This is a genomic window from Sorangium sp. So ce448, assembly GCF_051520915.1.
Lineage (GTDB): Bacteria > Myxococcota_A > Polyangia > Polyangiales > Polyangiaceae > Sorangium > Sorangium cellulosum_B.
Window position 1 is genome coordinate 7342586 of sequence record NZ_CP150343.1, and the last position, 21841, is coordinate 7364426.

Consider the following 21841-nt stretch of genomic DNA (forward strand, 5'->3'; position numbering starts at 1 on the left):
CGGGCGCACCGTTCAACGAAGGAAGGATCCGCCAGAGCGTCGACGACGCCGAGCTCTGGATCTCTTCCTGGCGTCCGGCGCCTTGTGGGTTTCGAACCTCGGCCGGCTTCAGCGTTCCGGTGCGTCTGCTGCTCCACGAGGTGTTCCTGCGAGGCGCTGCGCGTGCGGCGCCGGCGCGTGCGACGCCGGCGTTCAGCGCGATTGCAGGAAGTACCTGCGCGCGGCCTCGCAGAGTTCGGGCCAGCGCTGGGCAAGCGCGGGATCTGCTGCGAAGCGGCCTGCCCAGAAGGCGTCGAGGGCGGCGCGCGCCGCGGGGGTCGGCACCCCGTAGCGTGCGTTCGTGCTCTCCACGTAGGCGGGGTACAGCTCGCACGCGACAACGAGCCCGGCGTACTGGTTGAGCGTGAGCGAGGGTGGCGGGCGCGCGCTGAGCGGGTCGCTCACGCTCGCGGGGGCCGGCGTGGAGGCGGGCGGGACACTCGGCGTGGCGGCCGGCAGCGCGCCCGACGCGGCGACCGGCAGCGCGCTCGGTGTGGCGACCAGCGGCGCGCTCGGCGTGGCGACCGGCGGCACGCTCGACGCGGCGACCGGCAGCGGGCTCGCCGTGGCAGCGGCCTGCGCACTCGGCGCAGCGACCGGTAGCGGGCTCGCCGTGGCAGCGGCCTGCGCGCTCGGCGTGGCCGCGACGGAATGACGCTCGTCGTGGAGCGGCACCGCTGGGGAGTGGTGCGCGGGCGCCGGACCAGGCTCGCGCACCGGCTGTCCATCGGGGTTGGCGACGGGCTGAAACGGCAGCGCCGAGTCGAAACGAGCCACGGACGGCCGAGGGCGCTCTTCGGAGGCCACCGGGATGAAGGGCAGCGCGGAGTCGACGACCCGCGGCGTATCGGGGAGCGTCTTGCTCAGAGGCTTCGACTCCGCGCCGCTCACCGGCGGGTCCGTCCGAGGAACCGACGTAGGCGCGGGAACAGGCACGATCGCGGGCTGGGTGACGGATTGGGGTGCGGGTGTGGACGCAGGCGCCGGGGCGGGCTCGGGTGCGGCCACAGGTGCGGGCGCGGCCACAGGTGCGGGCGCGGCCACAGGTGCGGGCGCGGCCACAGGTACTGCCATCGGTGCCGGCGGGGGTACTGCGAGCGGCGCGGGCACACCGAGCGGCGCTGGCGCGGGCACACCGAGCGGCGCCGGCGCGGGCACCGCCGCCGGCGCCGCCATCGGCGCGGGCATTGGCGCCGCCGCCGGCACGAAGGGCAGCCCCCCGCCCAGGCGAGACAGCGGCCCCTGCGCCTCGACCAGCGCCGGCGCACTCGTCGTCGCGGTGACCTCCTCCGCTTCATGCTTCGCCGCGGTCGGCTGCACGAAGGGCAGCCCTCCGCCCAGGCGAGACAGCGGCCCCTGCGCCTCGACCAGCGCCGGCGCGCCCGTCGTCGCCGCGGCCTCCTCCGCCGCGCGCTTCGCCGCCGCCTCATCCGCCGCGCGCTGCGCCGCCGCCCGCCTCGCCTCCGCCAGCCGCTCGTCGAGCGCCCTGTGCACGTCCTTCAGCACGACAAGCGCCTCGGCGCTCTCGCCCTCCGGACCGAGGACGCGGCCGATCGCCAGGAGCATCTCTCGCGCGGCGCGCAGCGCCGTCTCGTCCGCCGCGCGGTCGGGCAGGTGCCGCCTGGCGAACGCCGTGAGCTCGTCGTCCTCGCATCGAACGAGATCCGCGATCCGGGCCGCCACGCGGCGCCGATCCGGATCGACGCTGCTGCCCGACGGCCTGCGCATCGCCGCGTCGAGCTTCGCGAGCGCCTCGGTCAGCGTGCTCTTCTCCGGCGCCGTCCCTGAATCCGTGGCGGACCCCTTGCTCGCGACCCTCACGGCGCGAGCACGAGGACGGTGGTGACGCTCGGCACGATCGCCATGCCGGGCGCGTTCGTGCTGTTCTGGATCGAGATGCTCGTCAGGCGCGTCATGGGCGCGCAGCCGACGATCACCGTGAAGGCCGCGGTCACGTTGCGCGACGGGCCCATCACCATCCCGGACGCGACGCCGAGCGCGACGCCCGGGTTGTCCCCCATCGTGAGCGGCGCGACCGTCAGCAGGTTGTGCGCCGGCGCGCAGGTGACGAGCACGTTCGGCACGAAGAGCACGCTCATCGGATGGAGCGAGATGTTCGGGTACGGGATCGGCACCGGGGCCGGCGTCGGGGTCAGGCACACGTCCGGGAACGCCAGGCACATCCCCCCTGCGGTCGTCTTCGCGAGCATCGCTTCACCCCTCGTCGTTGCTGGCGCCCGCGCCCTCGCGCGGCGCGCCCCTTCAGCCGATCTTGACCTGCTCGCCGTCGAGCTTCGCGAGCGTCCGCGCGGCGACGATCGTGTTCTCCCCACGCACCGCCGCGAGGCCCTCCGCGCGGAGATCGAAGACGCCCGCGCGCACCTGCTCGAGCGCCTCGACGAAGCGAAACGCCTGCTTCGCGCGCTGGACGAGCCGGTCCGCGCGCGCCTCCATGCGCTCGGCGACGACGACGGCCTTCTGGAAGTGCGCCTCGAGCGACCGGCCGACGAGCCCGATCTCCTCGATCGCCGCCGCCGCCGCCTGCGCGCGGACCTGCAGCTTGCCCGCGAACAGCCCGACCTCCCTGGCGGCGGCGATCTCGATCTGATCGCCGGCGCCGAGCCCGAGCCGCCCCGTCGCCTGCACCTTCAGATCGCCCTCGGCGACGATCCGCGTCGTCGCGCCCGCCTCGCCCTCCAGCACCGCGAGGACGAAGACCTGCTCGCCCTCCACCGCGCAGAGCACCCGATCCCCCGCGTCGGGCGCGACGAGGCAGCTCTTCGCGCGCCGCGCCGCGACCGGCCCGCCGCCGAGCTCGACAACGAGCCCCGACGCCGTGCCCCGGACGACGCCCGTCTCCAGCGACGGCACGCGTCGCGGCGAGGGCGAGCGCTCGATCGCGGGCAGATCCACCGCGGCCAGGAGGTCGTCCTGCGCGCTGTCGTCGTGTGCCACCGTCAGGGGCTCGCGGGCCGCCATGCTCTGCATCTCGGGTCTCCTCGGCCTGGATCCGCCCGGTCAGGACGTGCGCGCCGCAACGCTAGTTTCAACGATTTCACGGCAAAAATCAATGAATTTCGTGGAACGCGGCCTCGCCCCAGGTCTCACAGCTCGCGGTCTCGGTCTCGGTCTCGTGGTTCCGCACGGCGCGCGCAGCAGGCACGGTCACGCGCGCTGCCCATCGCGCTCGCCGCCGCGGCGCGGCTTCCAGTCCTCGATCGCGGCGAGCTTCTCGTCGTCGCCGAGCCAGCCCCCGCCCGCCGGCACCTTCGCCCCGTCGCGGCGAGCGCGGTGCAGCTTGGTGCGGAACATCGCTGCCTGCGTGAAGTCCGCGCCCGAGAGGTCGCAGTGCGAGAAGTCCGCGTACGCGAGCTTCGCGCCGACGAAGCGCGCGCCGGCGCACGACGCGAAGGCGAGGTACGCCTCGACGAGCTCCGCCCCCGAGAAGTCGGCCTCGGCGAGCGCGGCCCGCTCGAAGATGGAGTTCTGCAGCTTCGCCCGAGGAAACCGCGCCTTCGCCGCGCTCGCCTCGACGAAGAGCGCCTGCGTCAGGACCGCATCGGAGAAATCGCAGTCGGACACGTCGACCCCGGTGAAGTTGCACTGCGTCGCGTCGCAGCCCGCGAAGCTCGATCCAGCGACGCTGCCGCGCATGAACTGCGTGCGGAACAGCTTTGTTCCCTGGAACGCCCGCGCGCCCAGCGCCGCCTCGACCAGCGTCGTGAGCGTCAGGTTCGCGCCGTCGAGCAGCGCGGTGCGCAGGTCGAGCTTGTACAACGTCGCCTTCTCGAGGTTCGCGCGAGAGAAGTTCGCGCCGCCGGCCTTGACCTCGACGAGGTTCGCCCGGTCGAGGTTCGCCCCCTCGAACGAGGCGCCCTCCAGCGAGCACGTCGTCCAGCTGGCGATGGGCGCCTCCGCGCCCGACAGCACCGCGCCCTCGAAGCTCGACTCGACGAAGGTCACGCCGATGAGCCTCGCCCCCGAGAGCGTCGCCCCGTCGAGGCGGCTCCGGAAGAACGTCGTCAGGTGCAGGTCCACGCCCGCCGCGTCCACGCCCGACAGATCGCACTCCGAGAACGTCGACTCCTTGACGAGCGCGCCCCGCATCACGCGCGGCATCCGGACCCGGTCGAACACCGCGCCCGAGAGATCCGCGCCCGTCAGGTCGAGCCCGGAGATGTCCACGGCCTGGATCGGGTCCCCGTGGCGGACCCTGTCGAGCACCTCGTCGCGGTTCATGTCGCGCCTCCAGGAGCCGGCGCCGCCTGCCGGTCGAACCGGGTGAACTCGACGCTCGCCTCGGCGAACGTCGTCCGGTTGTCGCCGTGCGCGCGGCTGAAATCGGCCCGGCAGAGCTGCGCGCCCGTGAAGTCGGCCCCCGCCAGGCGCGATTTCGAGAGGATCGCCTCCGTCAGGTTGCACCCGCGGAGCGACGCGCCGTCGAGGTTCGTCCGGATCAAGAGGGCGTTCTTCATGACGGCGCGGTCGAAGGTCGCGCCCGTCGCGTCCGCCTCGGAGAGATCGGTCATCGTCATCTGGGCTCGATCGAAGCGCGCGCCGCGCAGGTCCGTCGTCCGGAAGCAGGTCTTGTCGAGCACGGCGTCGCGGAAGTCGGCCTCCGGCAGGCCGCTCTTGTGGACCGCGACCCCCTCGGAGAAGCGCGCCCCCGCGAAGCGCGCCTTCGCGCCGGTGCAGCTCATCAGCGACGTCTTGTGCAGCCGAGCGCCCGAGAAGTCCGTGCCGTCGAGCGAGCACTCGAGCAGCATCGCCCGCTCGAGGTTCGCCCCGGCGAGGTTCGCCCCGGCGAAGCTCGTCTGGAGGAACGAGCAGAGCGAGAGATCCGCGCCCGAGAGATCCACGCCGCCCCAGCTCACCTGGAGGGCGTCGGCGCGCTCGAGCTTCGCCCGCTTCAGGCTCGCCCCGGCGAGCCTCGCGCCCATCAGGACGGCCTCGGTCAGATCGGCGTCGTCGAACACCGCGCCCTCGAGGTTCGCCTTGCCCAGGTTCGCGCCCCGGAGCCGCGCGCCCGTGAGGTTCGCGCCCGTGAGGTCGGCCTTCGCGAGCACCGCGCCCTCGAGCACCGCGCCCGAGAGGTCGCAGCCGCGCAGGTCGGCCCCCTCGAGGAACGCGCGCGCGAAGCGCATCCCCCGCAGGTCGACCCCGCGGAAGTCCGCGCCGGTCAGATCGCGCTCGTCGAGCGGCTCGCCCGCCTCGCGCGCCGCGTCGACGACGACGCGCGCCATCTCCGAGGCCTCGGCGGTCATCGGCAGGGCCGCGGACCTCAGGTGCGCCGAGCCGCGGTAGCCCTCGCGCGCCGCTTGCTCCAGGCGGAGCAGCTGCTCGGGGAAGCCTGGATCCGCGAGCATCGCCTCCAGCTCGAGGTTCGGCACGCCGCCGAGGCGCCCCGCCTCGGCCAGCTCCGCGTACTGCTGGAGCTGCGCCTTGGCCGAGAAGCGCGGCGGGCCTCCCGGCGGCTCCTCCCCGGTCTGGCCGCGCCGGAGCGCCTCCTCGGACACGTCCATCTCCGCGGCCTGCGCCTTCAGGCGCTCCTCGGCCTCCTTCTTCAGGCGCTCGGCCCTCTCCTTCTCCTCCTCCATCTTCCGCGACGCCGCGTCGAGGTACGTCACCAGCGCGTCGAGATCGTCGACCGGCGGAGGCGCTTCCTCTTCCGGCAGCGGCGCGTCGAGGCCGAATCGCGCCGGGTCGATGCCGTCCGCGAGCAGCTCCTCGCGGCGGCGCTCGCGCTCCCGCTCCGCGCCGCGCCGCAGGTTCTGCATGGCGAGGTTCTCGCTCTTGAGCCACTGCACCATCTCGATGCCGGCGACGTTCGCGGCGACGCCCGACTCGCGCGGCGGCATGAGATCGCTGTCGCTGAGGGACGCGATCGAGCCCCGGTCCTTGTCGATCCGCCGGGCGAGCGCCTCGCGGTAGTGCTCGATCGGCCGGGGGCGGCCGATCTCCTCGCAGGCGACGACGAGGTCGACGATCTCCCCGGCGTCGTCGTCCGCCACGGGCATCGAGCCGTGGAAGATCACGACGCCGAGGTTGGCCGAGGGGAAGAGCCACACCGTGTCGCAGCGGACGGGCAGCTCCAGGAACGCCTCCCCGCTCGCGTCGCGGCGGGTGACGAGCACGCGCGCGGCGAGGCCGGGGAGCGCGCCCTCGATGCGCGGGCGCGTCGGGTGCATGTTCTCCACGAGGAACGCCTCGTCGCCGCGGAGCGGCTCGGCGATCCATTGATCGCTCGGCGCGACGTTGAAGAAGGCGGGATCGACGTCGGGCGGCAGGCCGGGCGCCCACTTCTCGGCGTAGTCCGCGCCGTATGTCCCCGCGCGAGCGCGGCGCTGGCCGAACGTCACGTCCATCGCGAGGAAGGACGCCGGGCCTGGCCGGTCGCCGGGCGAGCGGATCAGCGCGCCGTAGTGCTCCACGTTCGGCAGCGGCCGGACGCGCTGCCCGCCGCGCTCGATCTCCTCGATCCCCTTCCCGTAGGGGTTCGCCGCGTCCTTCGGCCCGCCGAGCGCGCGCGCCCAGTCGATGGGCATCTCCGAGAACGGCTCCGGCTCCGTGAAGCCGTGGCCGCTCCAGTACCGGTCGCCCAGCACGGCCAGGCGCTTGTCGACGGAGCCGAGCCGCGCGCGGACGAACGACGCGCCGACGCGGCGGCCCTCCGGGGCGTAGCACCGGCCCGCGACGAGCAGCTCGCCGCGCGCCTTCGTGATGCCGTCGTCGAGCGGGAGGCTCCCGAGCGCCGCCGTCGCGGCCTGCCAGAACGACATCTCATCGACGAGCGCGCGCGGCGCGTCGAGGGGGAACGCCATCATGGCGCCCACGTGGAACCTGAGGCGCCGCGCGACCTCGACGACGCGCGTGAGCGCCGGGACCTTGAGGGGTTTGACGACTCGCATCCGCGCTCAGATCTTCGTGAAGGCGCTGTTCCACGCGATGACCCCCGCGAGGGTCAGGGCGATCGCCTGCTGCTTCATGTAGGTGCCGAACTGATCCATCTTCGCGCCGACAGCCTTCTTATCGAACGCGGCGAAGTCGAGCTTGATCAACGACGTCTCGAGCTTGAGCAGGTAGGCCTGCTGGGCGAGCGCGGCATGGTCCGTCTTGATGACGCCGGTCGCCCCCTTGTAGACGAAGAGCTCGTGCTTGTTCGGCGTGAGGTCGAACGTCAGCCCGAGCACCTCCCACTTCAGGTTGGTGGCCGTGATCTTCGCGTTGGGCGCCTTGATCAGGAAGTTCGTGTCGGACTTCAGGTCGACGTCCGCGCCGAAGTGGCCCTTCCAGGTGGTGGCGACCTCGGTCTTCCAGCTCTTGTAGTCGTCGAAGTTCTCGGCCGTGACCTTGTGCATCCACGGCCCGGTCACCGTCGACGAGCCCTCCGGCTCGATCGTCTGCTCGAACTTGCCGTGGACGTCGTGCTTCATCCCGCCGCTCGTGATGGTCAGCGTCATCCCGTCGGTGATGGTCTGCTTCATCCCGCCGGCTTCGACCGTGTCCTCGCGGCCCGTCTTGATCGTGGTCTTGCGCGTCGCGTAGTAGGTCTCCGTCGCCGCGGCGGTGACCTGGAGCGTGTACGTCCCGCCGATGCCCGCCCAGAGGTTGCAGACCACCATGCTGAACTTGTTGCCGCTGACGTTCTCCCAGGAGTCGCCGCCGATCCATGAGCCGCCGTCTCCCGCGGTCGTCTCGAGATAGCTGAACGTGACGTCGACGAGGCTGCTGCCGGCGATGGCCGGGTCGGCGTTCTCGGGGGACAGGAACGTGCCGGTCTGCGTGTCGCCGTCGCCCGTGTAGACCGACCCGTGGTTGCCGCTCGGCGTCCCCATGTAGATGCCGGTGCGGTTGTTCGGCGTGCTGAGGAAGATGAACTCCTTGCCCTGCTCGTCCTCGAGCACGAGCTGGTTGCCGCTCCCGGTCCGGATGATGTTCTGGCTGAGGTTGCGCTCCGCGACGACGCTCGGCCGGTGCGCGTTGGGCACGACGCCGGCGATGAAGGGCCGGTCCGGGTCGCCGCCGAGGAAGGCGATCATCACCTCGGTGCCCTTGCGCAGCGGGAAATGGAAGCCCTCCGTCGTCCCGCCGTGCGGCTGCATCATGCGCACCCGCGTCGAGATGCGCGCGTCGGGCAGGCCGCTCGTGTCGAACTCGAAGCGCACGAGGTAGCGGCCGTCGGCGTCGATCTGCGCGTACTGGCTGTCGGCGGGGCCGCAGACGATCGCGTTCTCGAGCCCGTAGATGCGCGGCCACGGCGTCGCCTGCGGCGCGCGGAACTGCACGTCGGCCGGGATCGCGAGCAGCTTGATCGCGTAGATGTCCTTGGCCGAGAGCCCCGTCAGCCGCGCGACCTCGGGCGTGATCCCGGCGACCGACGCGCTGTGCTGCACCTCGAGCGCGAGCCACTGGTCGACCACGTCGGCGGGCTGGTCGTCCAGCGAGAACCGGTACCCGGCCCGCGGCCCGAGCGCGTCGCCGCTCCCGCGCAGGATCACCTCGCGGCAGCCGATCGACTGCGCGCGCACCTGCGCGAGGCGCTCGGCGTCGCTCTGCACGAAGACGCGGAAGCCGTACTCGCGGATCGCCCCCACCCCGTTCGCGGTGATGCTGCTCTCGCCCTTCACCGACGCGGACGGGTTCGAGTAGTTGTAGTCGGCGATGGTGACCGTCTTCGGCAGCCACTGCACGGTCTGCTCGATCTGGTGCAGGCCCGGCGGCGCGGTCACGTCGTCGCCGAAGAGCGGGACGTAGCGCACGACCCCGCCGCCCGGGAAGTCGTCGTGCAGCCCGCGATCGTCGACGATGACGAGCACCTCGCCGGGCCCGTCCTCCGGGTGCTCGAAGAAGTAGTAGAGGCCCTCGCGCTCGAGCCACCGGTGAAAGAACGCGAGGTGCGTCTCGCGGTACTGCGCGACGAACTCCTCGACCGGGTAGTCGCCGTCGTTGATCGAGAACCGGAATTCTCCGCCCGCGAGCCCGCCGTTCTGGAGCGTCGCGGAGAGGAACTCCTTGACGGGCTGGTTCGTGAAGACGTGGCTGCGCCAGAAGTGGCGCAAAAACCAGAGCTTCGGCACGAGCAGCGCCTGGTACAGCGCCCGCTCCGCGTTCTGGTGCAAGAGGCGAACGCTCGCGATGACGCCGTGCACGACGAGCGGGTCCTTCCCGTCGCCGCGGCTCGCGCGCACCGTCGCCCGCTCGCCCACCGCCTTGCGCACGTCGGTGCTCGTCGGGACCGAGAAGAAGAGCTCGAACTCGTACGGCTGCGAGACGTGCTCGGTACCGCGGAAACCGATGAAAGCAACGCTGGCGAGTGCCGAGCACGAGAGCGAGAAACCGTCTGGGCGCATGGAGAGCCTCATCATCCCGGGCCTGGTGTTGAGGGCGGAATCTCCGTGCGTCGCGTCGCGGCGTCAACGTCTGCATGCGCCACGAGGGTGCTGTGGAACAGCGGATCCGTTGGTGGGACGAGCGCGCACCTGTGCGACGTTCGCCGAGCAGGGCGGGCTCGACGGCGCGCGCTCGACGACGATCGGCCTCGCCGTGTCAGGCTCGTGGAAGGGAGGCGGCGTGGCAGACATCGTTCCTCCGGAAGGCAGGCGCGCGCCGGGTTTTTCGCACGGGCGCGCCGGTTTGCGCTCTCATGGCCGGCCATGGAACCCCGGATCTGGCTGCTCGCGAGCCGATACCACCTCGACGCCGGGCTGTCGTCGCTCCTGGTGGACGGCGTCGCGACGGCCGGCTTGCTCGTCCTCGCGGCGCTCGCGCTCCGGCTCTCGCGCCGGCAGCGCCGCGCCGCCGCGCAGGCCGAGGCCTCGTTCATGCCCGGCGCCGCGCTCGCGCCCGGCGAGGCCGTCGTCGTGGGCACCGTCGAGCGGGAGCAAGGCGCGGACGTGGCGGTGCGCGTCGAGGTCGAGCAGGAAGGGTCCGAGTCCGAGACCTCCGGGGTCTGGACCCATCAGTGGGCCGAGACCGGCCGCAAGGTCCGAGTCCACCCCTTCTATCTCCGCCACGCGTCCGGCGCGCGCATCCGGGTCGAGCCGGGCGATGACGTGCAGCTCGTCGACGCGCTCGACGGCATGATCCGGGTCGATCTCACCCGGCGCGTCCGCGTGGCCGAGCTCATTCCAGGCGAGCGGGTCTTCGCGATCGGCGAGCTCCGGCGCGCGCCCGATCCCGAGGCGCAGGCCCAGGGGTACCGCGAGCAGGCGCAGGGGTACCTGCTCGCGCCCCCCCGCGGGGGGCGCATGCTCCTCTCGTCCGAGCCGCTCGGCGAGCGGTTCGCGCGCAGGGCGGCGTTCCACATGCGGTGGGCCATCGCCGCGGCCGTCGGGTCGCTCGTGTTCAACATGGCCTTCGCGGCCTTCCACGCGCGCCGCTGGCTGGGCGAGACGGTGGACGTCCGCGTGACGCGGCTCCAGGAGCACGAGGACGGCGACCACACCCGGTTCGAGGTCACGATGCAGGGCGGAGGCGGCGCCGCCTTCTCCGACGAGGTGTCCCACGGCGCGTTCGCCCGGCTCCGCGAGGGCGAGACGGTGAAGGCGCGTTATGTCCCCTCGTGGAGCTCAGCCAGCGCGATCGGCCCCGACGTGACGGCCCACTCCGTGGCCTACGCCGCCTTGCCGCTCCTCGGCGTCATCGCGCTCGCGTATCTCGCTCGCGCGCACGCCACACGGCCCTGGTACGAGAAGAAGCTGTTCGAACAGGGGAGCGGCAAGCTCGCAGAGACCCTGTCTTCCCCGCAGCAGGCCCCGAAGCGTCCGGAGGGCCGCCGCCGGGACCCCGCTTCTGGATGACGGACGGATCGAGTCGGCAGGCTCCGCGCGTCCGACGACGGTCATCGAGACATCGCATCTGCGACCCCGGGGTCACGCTGTAGAGCTGACCAATCCCCTCATCTTATTGGCATTCCGGAGAAGAAAAGCTTGAACAGGGAGGCGAGGAGACAGGGAGATTCATAAAGTGGTACTCCCCGCCTCCCTGTGAATCTTCTCGAAACGCTCGAGAGGATATTTCAGGACCGAGAAAGCAGCGACCGCTTCAGCGAGTCGAGAAGGCGTTGGACGTGCCGGTGAGCTTCGCGCTGCCCAGGTTCTTCGCCTCGAGCTTGGTCTCCGCGTCCTTCACTGCAGCCGTGCCGGTCCCCGTGATCGTGATCGAGTCCTCGGCGAGCGCGTAGATCGTGAACTCGTAGGTGTCGGTCTTCGTGCCGGTGCTGGCGCCGAAATTGGGGCAAGGCCCGAGGTAGTTCGAGTTCTGCTTGGCGCCGAGCTGCGCCGCGTCCGCCTGCTTGAAGCCCTCGGGCAGCGAGGTGGTGGTGGGAGGAATGTTGTACAGAACCCAGTGATAGCCGTTGGGCTGCGACGGCGTCGCGTGCGCCAGGGTGACATCGATGAAGGTGATGGCGTAGCTCTTTGTGCCCGCGGGCCCCGGGGTCCAGTGGAGCTCCGGCATGACGCTGTTCTGGAAGCCGGCGGTCTGGCAGGTGTACTTGTCGGCGAACTTGGCGCCTTCCGCGTGATTGGTGCTCGCGAGCCCGAACTCCTCGGAGGGCGCGCCGCCGCTCCCTCCGGAGCCGCCCTCTCCGCTTCCGCCGACTCCCGTCGCGCCACCCTCTCCGCTGCCCCCTGCCCCCGACGTCGTGGCGGTCGTGGGGTCGCCGCCGCTCGAGCTCGAGCTGTTGGCGCTGCTGCTGGCGCTGCTGCTGCTGGCGCTCGGTGAGCCGGAGCTCGCCGCGGTCCCGCCGCCGTCCCCCGACACATCGGGATCGTCGCTGGAGCAGTTCAGGATGGCGAATGGCATGGCCGCGAAGGCGAGGTATCGAGCGGTACGTGTGAGCCTATCCGTGATGGTACGCATTGGCGCATGATGCCACACCGGCGTTCCTATCGCGATGACAGTCGCTTCTCCGCTTGCGACAAAGATCCGCAATTTAGCGGTACATTTCCCGGAACAGTGAGTGATCGAAGAATGTGAACGTTGACATGAGCGCGCCTGACGCGACACATCGCTCCAGGTCTCTCGCCACCTCGCCAGAGAGGAAGAGGCGGAGCGGAGGGCCCTTGACACCGCGCAAGAGCGAGCAGGAGCGCCCGCGAGGACGCTCCTGCCCTGGCGGAAATGTCCAGGACCGCCGGGTCAGTATTGCGTGTTGTTGGACGTCGTGATCTTCGAGGAGCTCACGCCCATGAAGAGCGCCTTGCCGATGCTGCTGTAGCGGGTGTTCGTCATCGTCACGCTGCTGCTGCCGCTGTCCGTCCTGAAGATGGACTCCTTCATCTTCGAGATGTCGCACCGGTCGATGAAGACGTCGACCTTGAAGTCGGTCCCCCCGTTCTGCCGGATGAACTTGCCGGCGTTCTGCGCCGTGAAGTTCGACACCTTGAACGTGCTGGCCGCGTTGATCTGGAACACCTTGTCGTCGCCGTTCTTCGCGGAGCCGCCGTTCAGCACCACGGTGCCGGACTTCTTGACCGTCAAGGCGTCTTCGCCGATGTCCTCCCAGACGATGTTCTCGAGCGTGACGTTGCCGTACGTGTGAATGCCGTCGGCCGCCGGCGCGCCGAGGACCACGTTCTTCAGCTTCGCGCCGTCCTCGAGCTTGAACACCGGCTTCTGGTCCTCGGCCTGGCTGCCGTCCCCGAGCGTGTTCTTGTCGGCGATGTACCGCTTGCCGCCGCCGTCGAACGTCTCGCCCGCCTTGACGATGATCGTCGAGCTGACGACGCCGCCGTTCCCGGCCGTCGTGGTGCCGCCGCCCGAGCTGCCGCCGCCCGAGCTCCCGCCAGAGTCGCCGCCCACCGGCACGAGCTCGATGTAGTCGACCTTCAGGTCGTACCCCGACGACGAGGAGTTCTTGCCCTTGCACGTGAGCGCGAACTCGACATTGCCAGAGAGCGACTTCTCCCCGAGCGTCGCGGTCGTCCAGCTGTCGCCGGTGGAGGAGCCATAAGCGTCGAAGGACGTCACCGACGATCCCTTCACGGCGAGCTCGTACTTGCCGTACACGTTCCGCTTGGCGTAACGCAGGACGATCTTGTACGTGCCGGACGCGACCGACGCGGAGAACTTGAAGGTGTCCCCGCTCTGGTTGGCGCGGAGCTTCACGTTGTCCGCGTTGTCTTCGATCTTGTCGCCCGACGAGATGGACCAGCTCTGGTTCTCGGCCTCGATCCTCACGGCGCTGAGCGCGTCGCTCGCCGAGTCCACGTCCACATCCAGGTCGGCGCCGTCCGCCGCGAGGCAGCCGGCGAGACCGAACGACAGCAGGGCACCGAAAGCATAGGTCAATTTCAAGCTCATGAGTTTATCCCTCAATCGTTGACGTTGCGCGCGACCGACGACCCCCACCCTTCACCCCCTCTGCGCACCCCTCCCCCCACGGGTCGTCATGTCCTCGCGATGTCCGCGTGATGTCTTGTCCTGTCTTCACGTGGAGAGCAATGCCCAGGCCACGGCGCGCCATCACCACCGGCCGCAGCTCAGGGCACCATGATTGCACTTTTCCGCTGAAGGACGGCGTTTCACCCGCTCCGGCGAACAGGCACGCTCGCCGCTGTCATGGGCCGCCGTCAACGACGTCAACCGGCGGTTGACACATGAGCCCGCCGGCGGCTCGACGGCGCGAGCCTGCCCTCCGGGCGCGGCCACGGTCGCGCTCGCCGACGGCGCCGGCCGCGGCGGCTCAGAGCGCTAGCCTGATCTGATAACGAGTCAGCCAGTCGTTGAGCAGGAGTACCTGATGCATGCTCGACCGGGCGAGCTCATCGACCACGCCTCCGGACTCCGAGGCGACGGCGCGGGCGCGGGCCATGTCGAGGAGCGGCAGCACCGGCGCGTCCTTCCGGGCGAGGAGCCCCGCGAGCTGCCCTCGGAGCCGCTCGGTATACGCTGGATCCTGCGTCGCCGGATACGGGCTCTTGCGACGGTCGAGCACCGAGCGCGGCAGGAGATCCTCGGACGCGGCGCGCAGCAGGCTCTTCTCGCGCCCATCGAAGGTCTTCATCGACCACGGCGCGTTGAACACGTACTCCACGAGCCGGTGGTCGCAGAACGGGACCCGGACCTCGAGGCCGGTCGCCATGCTCATGCGATCCTTGCGGTCGAGCAGGATCGGCAGGAACCGCGTCAGGTGCAAATATCCTATCTCCCGCATGCGCCGCTCCGCTCCGTCCTCGCCCGGCAGGCGCGGGACCTCGGCGAGGGCTTCCCGGTAGCGCGCGGCGACGTGGCCCGGAAGGTCGATCTGCGCGAGGAGCGCGGGGGCGAGCAGGTGAGCGGCGACGCTCGCGCCACGGATCTTCATGCGCATGGCGATCCAGGGGAACGTCTCTGCCGCCACCGTCTCCGGATCGTGGAACCAGAGGTATCCGCCGAAGACCTCGTCGGCCGACTCGCCGGAGAGCGCCACCGTGGAGCGCTCCCTGATGGCGCGGAAGAGGAGGTACAGCGAAGTATCCAGGTCACCGAAGGCGATCGGGACATCCCGGGCGCGCAGCACGGCGGCGCGGATCTCGGGGTCGGCCAGCTGGGCTGCGGAGAGCACGATGCCCGCGTGGTCCGCTCCGACGTGCCGCGCGACCTCGGCGACGTACGGCGTGTCCGGCGTGCTCCGCAGCGCGTCCGGCGTGAAGTGCTCGGCGTGCCCCGCGAACTCGACGGAGAAGGAGCGCACGGGCCCCGCGCCCTCTGCCCTGAGCGCCCGCTGCGCGAGGGCGGTCACCGCGCTCGAGTCGAGCCCTCCGGACAGGAGGGAGCAGAGGGGCACATCGGAGATGAGCTGTCGCGCCACGATGTCCTCGAGCAGCCCGCGGACCGCGCGGATCGTGGCCTGCAGGTCGTCCTCGTGCGGCCTGGACTCGAGCGCCCAGTAGGGGCGCTCGGAGATCCCATCCCTCCGCACGTGCACGACATGGCCTGGGCGGACCTCTCGCATGTCGCGGAACACGCAGGCTCCGGGCGTCTTGACGAACGCGAGGAGCTCGCGCAGGCCGCCCACGTCCACGACCGGCGACGCGAGCGGGTTCGCGAGGATCGCCTTGGGCTCCGAGCCGAAGAGCACCGCCGAGCCGATCCGCTGGTAGAACAGCGGCTTGATGCCCAGCCGATCCCGGACGAGCAGGAGCTCCTCTGCGCGAACGTCCCAGAGGGCGAAGGCGAACATTCCGTTGAGACGCCGGGGGAAGCCCGCGCCCCACTCGAGATACGCATGGAGCACGACCTCGGTGTCGCTGTGCGTCTTGAAGCGGTGGCCCCGGGCCTCGAGCTCGCCGCGCAGCTCGCGGAAATTGTAGACCTCGCCCGTGTAGATGAGCACGGCCACCGGCGCGCCGTCCTGGTCGGCGATCATCGGCTGGCGGCCCCCGTCGAGATCGATGATGGCGAGACGGCGGTGCCCGAGGGCCGCGCGCGGAGCGAGCCATACCCCTTCGTCGTCCGGGCCGCGGAGCTTCATGGTCGCTGTCATCGTCTGCAGGAGATCGCGCTCCAGCGTCAGATCGCGCTCGTAGTCCACCCATCCAGCAATGCCGCACATGGACGATCCCCTCCCTTTCAGCGTCACCGCGCGAGAGCGGCGGGCCTCGACAGCCCGCCGCGGCGCTCGCGGATCGCTCGCTGTTCGGCGGACGAGCGTAGACAGTGCGGCTGGGCCGCGCAACCAAGCTGGCCAGCGCGGCGCTCAGCGTTGACTAGGGATGGATCGGAGATCGTGGACGCGCGGGGGGCGACGAGGCCGGCCGGCGATGTCCGCCGGGGCGTCGCCGCGCGCGGTCACTCTGCGTAGCAGACCTCGAGGCGCGGGCGGCGCGACGCCGTTGTGTCTTCGCTGGCCCGCCACTGCGTCGCCCCCGCCACGTCCTCTTCCATCACGAACCCGTAATTCGGGAGGACGCCGCTCACCCAGTCCTGCACCAGGTCGGTGAGGTTGGCGGTCCGATCGCCGGTGCCGTTGACGGTGACGATCGACGCGAAGCTGAGCGGCTCCCAGCTCTGGTTGTAGCTGTTCCAGCTCACGGTCGTCTCGCCCCAGGGCGCGAGGGCCTCGTGGAGACGAACGGTGGTGACCGACGACTTGTACACCTGATTCATCGTCAAGGTGGCCGAATAGACCGGCGCGCCCGCGGGGATGAACGAGAGGTCGAACCAGACCAGCGCAGCACGGAAGCCTCCGGTGCCGGCTCCGCCCGTGTAGATCGACGGGTACGACCCTTCCTTGTAGGTCGGCGAAGCCGACCAGAGCGTCGCGTCCCAGACCGTGCCGAAGACGCCGCGCTGCACGGTCCTGCACACGGGCGTGCCTCCGGAGCCCGCGCCGCCGGCTCCGCCCGCGCCGCCGCTGCCCACGCTCATCGAGCTGCTCATCATGACGCTGCCTGTGCTCGTGCTCGAGGCGCTCGAGCTGCTGCTCGTGCTGGATACGCTCGTGCTCGAGGCGCTCGAGCTGCTGCTCGTGCTGGACGAGCTCGAGCTGCTGGACGAGCTCGAGCTGCTGCTGCTCCCGCTGCCGGGTGGCGCATAGGTGAGCGTCAGCTCCATGTCGAAGGACAGATCGGTCGAATTGGGGGCCGCTTGCTTGACCATCACGGCGAGGATGTTGCTTCCGACCACGAACGAGCTCGGGGAGAGCGTCACCGTGGTGAGCTCGTCGTCGCGCGACTCCGCGGACGCATAGTCACCGTAGGCCGTGTTGGTCACACGCTTCGATGCGACCTGAGTGCCGTTGAGCCAGACGACGACGCCGTCGTCGTGGATGAGCTTCATGGTCGCCTGCGCGACCGGCCCGTCGATCGGGATGATCTTGCGGAAGTAGGCGGTGGGATACGACGGCGTGGCCCGGTAGAGGACCGTGCTCTCCCCGCCGTCGCCGTAGCCGAGCTGCCCCCAGCCCCCCTTCCACGAGGAGTCGTCGAACGTGAGGTTCCGCCAGGCCGTACCCCGATCGACGCCCAGGTCGTCGTAAACCCAGTAGTCGCCGAAGTAGACCGCCGTGCGGGGGAGGCTCTGGATCGTGAAGCCGGCGTTGCTCTCGTCGGAGAGCAGCGGGTGCTCGGCGTCCGAGACGCGCACGAGGGCCGTCGTCGTGTCGGTGGAGGGAACCACCCAGTTGTAGCGGCCCGTGTTGGCGGTGCTGCTCGTGATCGTCGTCCAGGTCGCGCCGTTGTCCGTCGTGTACTCGATCCGAACGGTGGGGATGTTCCCCACGGTCGCCCAGCGGATCGGGAAGATGCCGCCCGGCGGCAGGCGCTCCCCGCCGTCGGGCGCCGCGACGTCGAGGGCCGTTCCCTTCACGATCGCGAAGCGATCGGTGATCACGCCGTCGTAGCGAACGTTGGACACCGTGAGCCGGTTGTCCTCGACGTCGAGGAGGCACGAGCCGCTCTGCGCCTCGCTGAAGTACATGAGCGGGTGGCCTCCCGAGCCGCCCACGTACGTGCCGTGACCGGCGACGACATGGACAGCCCCTTCGTGGCTCCCCTTGCCAGGGAGCTTCACGTACGGGCCGTCGCCGAGCGGCTTGCCGTCGCGCCCATCGACGATGTGCCCGGCCGCCGTGGTCGGCGTATCGTAGGCGCCGTCCACGAGGAACGAGCGCTCGTAGTTGTGCGAATGGCCCGAGAGCACCAGGTCGACCCCGCCCGCGTCGAGGATGGGCGCGAGGAACTCCCGGTGCTCGATGGTCAGCCAGTCCTCGTCCGAGTCGTGGGTGCCCTTCGTGTACATCGGAAAGTGCATATACGCGACGATCCAGTCCTGTTCCGTCGCAGCGAGATCGGCGGCGAGCCAGTCCGCCATCGCGCCGGTCGAGTAACGCGAGGAGCCATAGCCGTCGAGCACGACGAAGTGGACGTTCGCATAGTCGTACGAGTAGTAAGCCTCCGTACCGGAGGGGACTCCTCCGGCCTCCCCGGCGGCGGGGAGCACGTAGGCGGTGTAATAAGGACCGGTCTGCGTCGCCGAGTCGGAGCTCAGGCCCTCGTGGTTGCCGAACGTCGGCCACACCACCGTGTTGCGAAGGATCGCTGCGTACTGATTGAAGAAGCCGTTGGTGAACTCCTCGGTGGTGCCGAAGTTGTACGCCATGTCCCCCATGTGCAGGAACAGGTTGGGGCGGTACGCGCCGGCGACGCTCAGCATCGCGTCTCGTGTCGCCCAGGGCGCTGTGCCGCCGTAGCCGGTGTCGCCGATGATCCACGCCCGGAACTTCTTCGGCGTGGACACGGGCGGCGCCGTCTCGAAGTAGAAGGAGGAGGAGCCGCCTGCCAGCACCGCGCTCGATGTACCGACGCTGTAGTAGTAGCGGGTGTTCGGCGTCAGCCCGCTGATGAGCACCTCGTGCTGGGTCGCGAGCGCGCCGAGGTCCACCGTCTGCGTCAGATTCGCAGGATCGGTCCCGTAGCGCACGCGGCTGTCCGTGCCCACGTCGGTCGTCCACACCACGTAGACCGAGTTGGGCGTCAACGACTGCAGATAGGGCTGCCTCATCACCGACTGGGCGGCCGCCTGACCGGCCCACGCCATCGTCACTGCCACCGACGCTGCGGCCAGATGTCCGGGGTTCAATTTCATTGCTTCACCCTCCGAGCTTCCTGATTCATCCCGCCTTGCCTCCAACAAACGCCCGCCATGCGGCGAGCCGGGCGCCTTCCCGGCACGGCCACGCCAGCGATCGCATCGCGCCCGATACCGTTCGCGATCAGCGCATCGGACGTGAACGCGCTGCTACCATCTTACCGAAACCACACATGAGAGATCATCTTAAATCGGAGAGCCTCGCGCCGATGGCAGACCACTCCGGTGTCTGTCTCTGAGCCGCCTCTGAGCCGCCTCTGAGCCGCGCCGCAGGGCAGCGATTGCCGGGGCGTGCTCAAGGCACAACAGAATTCCGTCGTCACTGTCGAGCGAGCGCGCCAGCACTGGCCAACACTGGCCAACACTGAATACGTGCCCGGCGCCGACAGTCGGCGGCGCTCGTCGTCCCAGCGCTCCACCACGTGTCACGTCCGTCACGTGCGTCACGTGCGTCACGTGCATCACGTGCGTCACGTCCGCCGCGTCCGCTTGCTTTGCGCGGACGGCTCGCACGGGAGGATGGACGCCGGGGCCTTCGCCCTTAGCCGCCTCGCGCGACAGCGGTAGGTCAGTCTTGCAAAACCTTTCTGCTCCCTGGCCAGCCGGTGCGGCGCCCCTGAGCGCCACGCTGCGGGATCATCATGAGGACCTCAAAGCATTGTCGTCGAGCAGCGGGTCGCTGCACGATCGAGGGAAGCTAGCATGAACTCTTTTTCGATTGTATGAGGGATATGTGTCATCGCGATTTCTGGTTGTTCTTCACCTTCGCCTCCGCCTCCGCGCGCGGCCAGGGCGCATGATCGCGACGGGGGTGTGCGCTGGATCGCCGGCGCGGGCCGGCTCCACCCCGTGCTTCCCGCGACTCCCGCGTATCCCGCGAGCAACGACGGCCGGGCGCACCGCCGTGGCGGCGGTCCGCGCGGCGGCCATGGCCGCCGTCCTGCTCCTGGGCGAGCGCCCTGCGCTGGCGGATCCGGGGGAGCCGGCCGAGGTCGAGGCGCGCCGCCTCGTCCATGTGCTCGGCTATGTCGCCATGGACTATGGCGGGAGCGTCGCGAACGGCGCCGTCACCAGCATCATCGAGTATGACGAGCAGCTGGCGCTGCTCGGCGAGGCGGTCCAGGTCGCCACCCGCATCCAGCCGTCCGCGCTCGAGAGCGAGGCGGGCGACCTCGCGCAGGGCATCGTCGGCGTGCGTGAGCTCGTCGAGGCGAAGGTCGCTGCGGATCGAGTCGCCATCGCGGCCAGGGGCGCGCGCGACCGGGTCGCATCCGCCTTCCGGCTGGCGGAGGCGCCGCTCTCGCGGCCCGACGCGGCGCGCGGCGCGGCCCTCTACCAGGAGAACTGCGCCATCTGCCACGGCCCGACGGGGCACGCCGATACCCGGCGCGCGGCGAGCCTGGTCCCGCCCCCGGCGAACTTCCACGACCCGATCATCGCCGAGCAGCTCGCGCCCGTCGGCGTCGAGTCCGCGGTTCGATTCGGCGTCAGCGGCACGGCCATGGTGCCGTTCACCTTTCTCTCCGCCCGCGACCGCTGGGAACTCGCCTTCCACGTCGCCGGCCTCCACCACCCCGAGCCCGGCGAGAGCCCGAGGCCGCTCGACCTGCCGGACTACTCCATGGTCGAGCTCGCGGTCCGCTCCGACGCGGACCTGCGCGCCGAGCTCTCCGCGCGCGGGATCCCCGCCGAGCGGCACGCGGCGCTCCTCGCGGAGCTCCGGCGGCGCGTCGCCTATGGCGGCGAGGCCGCGTCACACCCCCTCTCCATCGCGCGCGCCGCGCTCGACAGGGGGCGCGCCGCGCTGCGCGAGGGCAGGCTCGTGGACGCGCGCGCGGCGCTCAGCACAGCCCAGCTCGACGGCATCGACGTGGCCGAGGCGAGCGTCCGCACCGTGAACGAGGCGCTCGCGAACGACCTCGGCGACGGCGCCTTCGCCCTTCGAGCGGCGCTCGCGGCAGGCGCGACGACTGACACGCTCGACGCGGGCATGGCCACGCTCCTGCGCGACGCGACCTACGCCGAGGTCGCGCTCGCGCGGTCCGGGGGCGCGCCAGGTCGGCTCGTGGCCCAGGTCTCGAGCCGCTTGGCGCTGCGCGAGCTCGCCGCTGCGGCGCTCTTCCTCGCCGCGCTCGCCGCCGTCGCGTCGTCACGGAGCCGGCGTGTCGTCCACGTCGCGTCGGGCGCGGCGCTGCTGCTCGCGCTCGCCGCCTGGGTCGCGGCGGCGCTCGGGCACATGGCCGGCTTCTGGCGAACGCTCACGGCAGGCGCGACGATCTCCGTCGCGCTCGCGGCGCTCGCCGGCGCGGCGGCGCTCGCCCGGCGGCGCGGCGCGCGGCAGGTGCGCTCGCAGGATCCATTGGATGGCGGCCTGTCGCGAGGCGGCCGAGCGGCCGTGTTCGCGGCCGCGCTGCTGGCCGGCTTCGGCGCGGCGTTCTCGGCGTTCGACGCCGCGCTCGGGGTGTCGCTCCCCGTCGCGCCGCCCGCCGTGGCCGGGGTGTCGATCACGCTCGCGCTGCTCGCCGCCGGCGCGGCGCTCGTCACCCGCGCGAGCCGGGAGGCCGCGCGCCGCTGGGCGAGCCCCCCCGCCTGGCTCGCCTGTCTGCTGTGCGTCCCGCTCGCCGGCCGCGCCGTGGCCGCCTTCCAGATCTGCGGGTTGTTGCCGCTCCACCGGCTGCCTCTCCCTCGATTCACCGCGCTCGGCATCTACCCTGCGGTGGAGACATGCCTCGTCCAGGCAGCGCTGCTCGGGCTCGCGCTCGCCGGCGCGGCCCGCGGCCGCCGCGCCGAAGGCGCGTGTTGACAGACGCCACGCTACGATCGGTAACACCCGGTGACGCCGCGCTACGATCGGTAACGCGGTCAGTTCATCGACTTCGCTCGAACACGCCGCGCCGCGCGTCCGCGCAGCTTCAGCACGTATGGTGTTGCAATGCGTGGTCGAGGAAGAGCGCTCCTGCACCTCACACGGTCGACGCCACAGGGCTGTCGCCACGGAGCTCGCCAGAGCTGCCGAGTCACCAACAGGCGATGGCGGAGTCTTCCTCACGCCGACAGTTCATGTAGGGAACGGTCGCCCCGCGCACGCGCAGCCGAGCTGCCTTGATTCGACAGGCTGAGCAGCGCTGGGCCGGCGAGGGGCCGAAGACCGTTGTCTCGAGCCCGCGCCGCGGCGGCTCGCGTCGCGACCGACGCGCTTCCATTCTGGGACGCAGCGTCCTATCGTGAT

Annotated in this window: 12 protein-coding genes; 2 read left to right on the forward strand and 10 right to left on the reverse strand. The window is 70.7% G+C overall.

Annotation, left to right across the window (positions count from 1 at the left end):
- Window positions 1-192: 192 nt before the first annotated feature.
- The 6 genes from WMF45_RS27750 to WMF45_RS27775 form a co-directional block, all read right to left on the reverse strand.
- Window positions 193-1860, reverse strand: coding sequence for a hypothetical protein (locus tag WMF45_RS27750; protein WP_437707528.1), 1668 nt, complete (start codon window positions 1858-1860; stop codon window positions 193-195).
- Complete coding sequence (locus tag WMF45_RS27755; protein ID WP_437707530.1) at window positions 1857-2249, reverse strand: DUF4150 domain-containing protein; 393 nt, start codon at window positions 2247-2249, stop codon at window positions 1857-1859. Before WMF45_RS27755 ends, WMF45_RS27750 begins: the two co-directional genes overlap by 4 nt.
- A gap of 52 nt (window positions 2250-2301) precedes the next feature.
- Complete coding sequence (locus tag WMF45_RS27760; protein ID WP_437707532.1) at window positions 2302-3027, reverse strand: DUF3540 domain-containing protein; 726 nt, start codon at window positions 3025-3027, stop codon at window positions 2302-2304.
- A 177-nt stretch (window positions 3028-3204) separates the two neighbouring features.
- Window positions 3205-4278: a pentapeptide repeat-containing protein gene (locus WMF45_RS27765; protein ID WP_437707534.1), complete on the reverse strand. Its 1074-nt coding sequence runs from the start codon at window positions 4276-4278 to the stop codon at window positions 3205-3207.
- Complete coding sequence (locus tag WMF45_RS27770; protein ID WP_437707536.1) at window positions 4275-6947, reverse strand: DUF2169 domain-containing protein; 2673 nt, start codon at window positions 6945-6947, stop codon at window positions 4275-4277. The genes WMF45_RS27765 and WMF45_RS27770 overlap by 4 nt, the downstream gene beginning before the upstream one ends.
- Before the next feature lie 6 nt (window positions 6948-6953).
- Window positions 6954-9389 carry a type VI secretion system Vgr family protein gene (locus WMF45_RS27775; RefSeq protein ID WP_437707537.1) on the reverse strand — a complete coding sequence of 812 codons (2436 nt, stop codon included), beginning with the start codon at window positions 9387-9389 and terminating at the stop codon, window positions 6954-6956.
- A gap of 303 nt (window positions 9390-9692) precedes the next feature.
- On the opposite strand from WMF45_RS27775, the gene WMF45_RS27780 reads away from it, so the two are divergent.
- On the forward strand, window positions 9693-10838 hold the full coding sequence (locus WMF45_RS27780; protein WP_437707539.1) for a hypothetical protein: 1146 nt from the start codon (window positions 9693-9695) through the stop codon (window positions 10836-10838).
- A 244-nt stretch (window positions 10839-11082) separates the two neighbouring features.
- Here the strand turns inward: WMF45_RS27780 and WMF45_RS27785 are convergent, their stop codons facing one another.
- The 4 genes from WMF45_RS27785 to WMF45_RS27800 form a co-directional block, all read right to left on the reverse strand.
- Window positions 11083-11844 carry a YbhB/YbcL family Raf kinase inhibitor-like protein gene (locus WMF45_RS27785; protein WP_437707541.1) on the reverse strand — a complete coding sequence of 254 codons (762 nt, stop codon included), beginning with the start codon at window positions 11842-11844 and terminating at the stop codon, window positions 11083-11085.
- A gap of 336 nt (window positions 11845-12180) precedes the next feature.
- Window positions 12181-12843: a pectate lyase gene (locus WMF45_RS27790; protein WP_437719588.1), complete on the reverse strand. Its 663-nt coding sequence runs from the start codon at window positions 12841-12843 to the stop codon at window positions 12181-12183.
- An 883-nt stretch (window positions 12844-13726) separates the two neighbouring features.
- The gene (gene asnB, locus WMF45_RS27795) at window positions 13727-15577 is read right to left on the reverse strand and encodes an asparagine synthase (glutamine-hydrolyzing) (protein WP_437707543.1); all 1851 of its coding nucleotides are present in this window, start codon (window positions 15575-15577) and stop codon (window positions 13727-13729) included.
- A 236-nt stretch (window positions 15578-15813) separates the two neighbouring features.
- The gene (locus WMF45_RS27800; protein ID WP_437707545.1) at window positions 15814-18609 is read right to left on the reverse strand and encodes a DNRLRE domain-containing protein; all 2796 of its coding nucleotides are present in this window, start codon (window positions 18607-18609) and stop codon (window positions 15814-15816) included.
- A 907-nt stretch (window positions 18610-19516) separates the two neighbouring features.
- On the opposite strand from WMF45_RS27800, the gene WMF45_RS27805 reads away from it, so the two are divergent.
- The gene (locus WMF45_RS27805; protein ID WP_437707547.1) at window positions 19517-21415 is read left to right on the forward strand and encodes a c-type cytochrome; all 1899 of its coding nucleotides are present in this window, start codon (window positions 19517-19519) and stop codon (window positions 21413-21415) included.
- Window positions 21416-21841 lie beyond the last annotated feature (426 nt).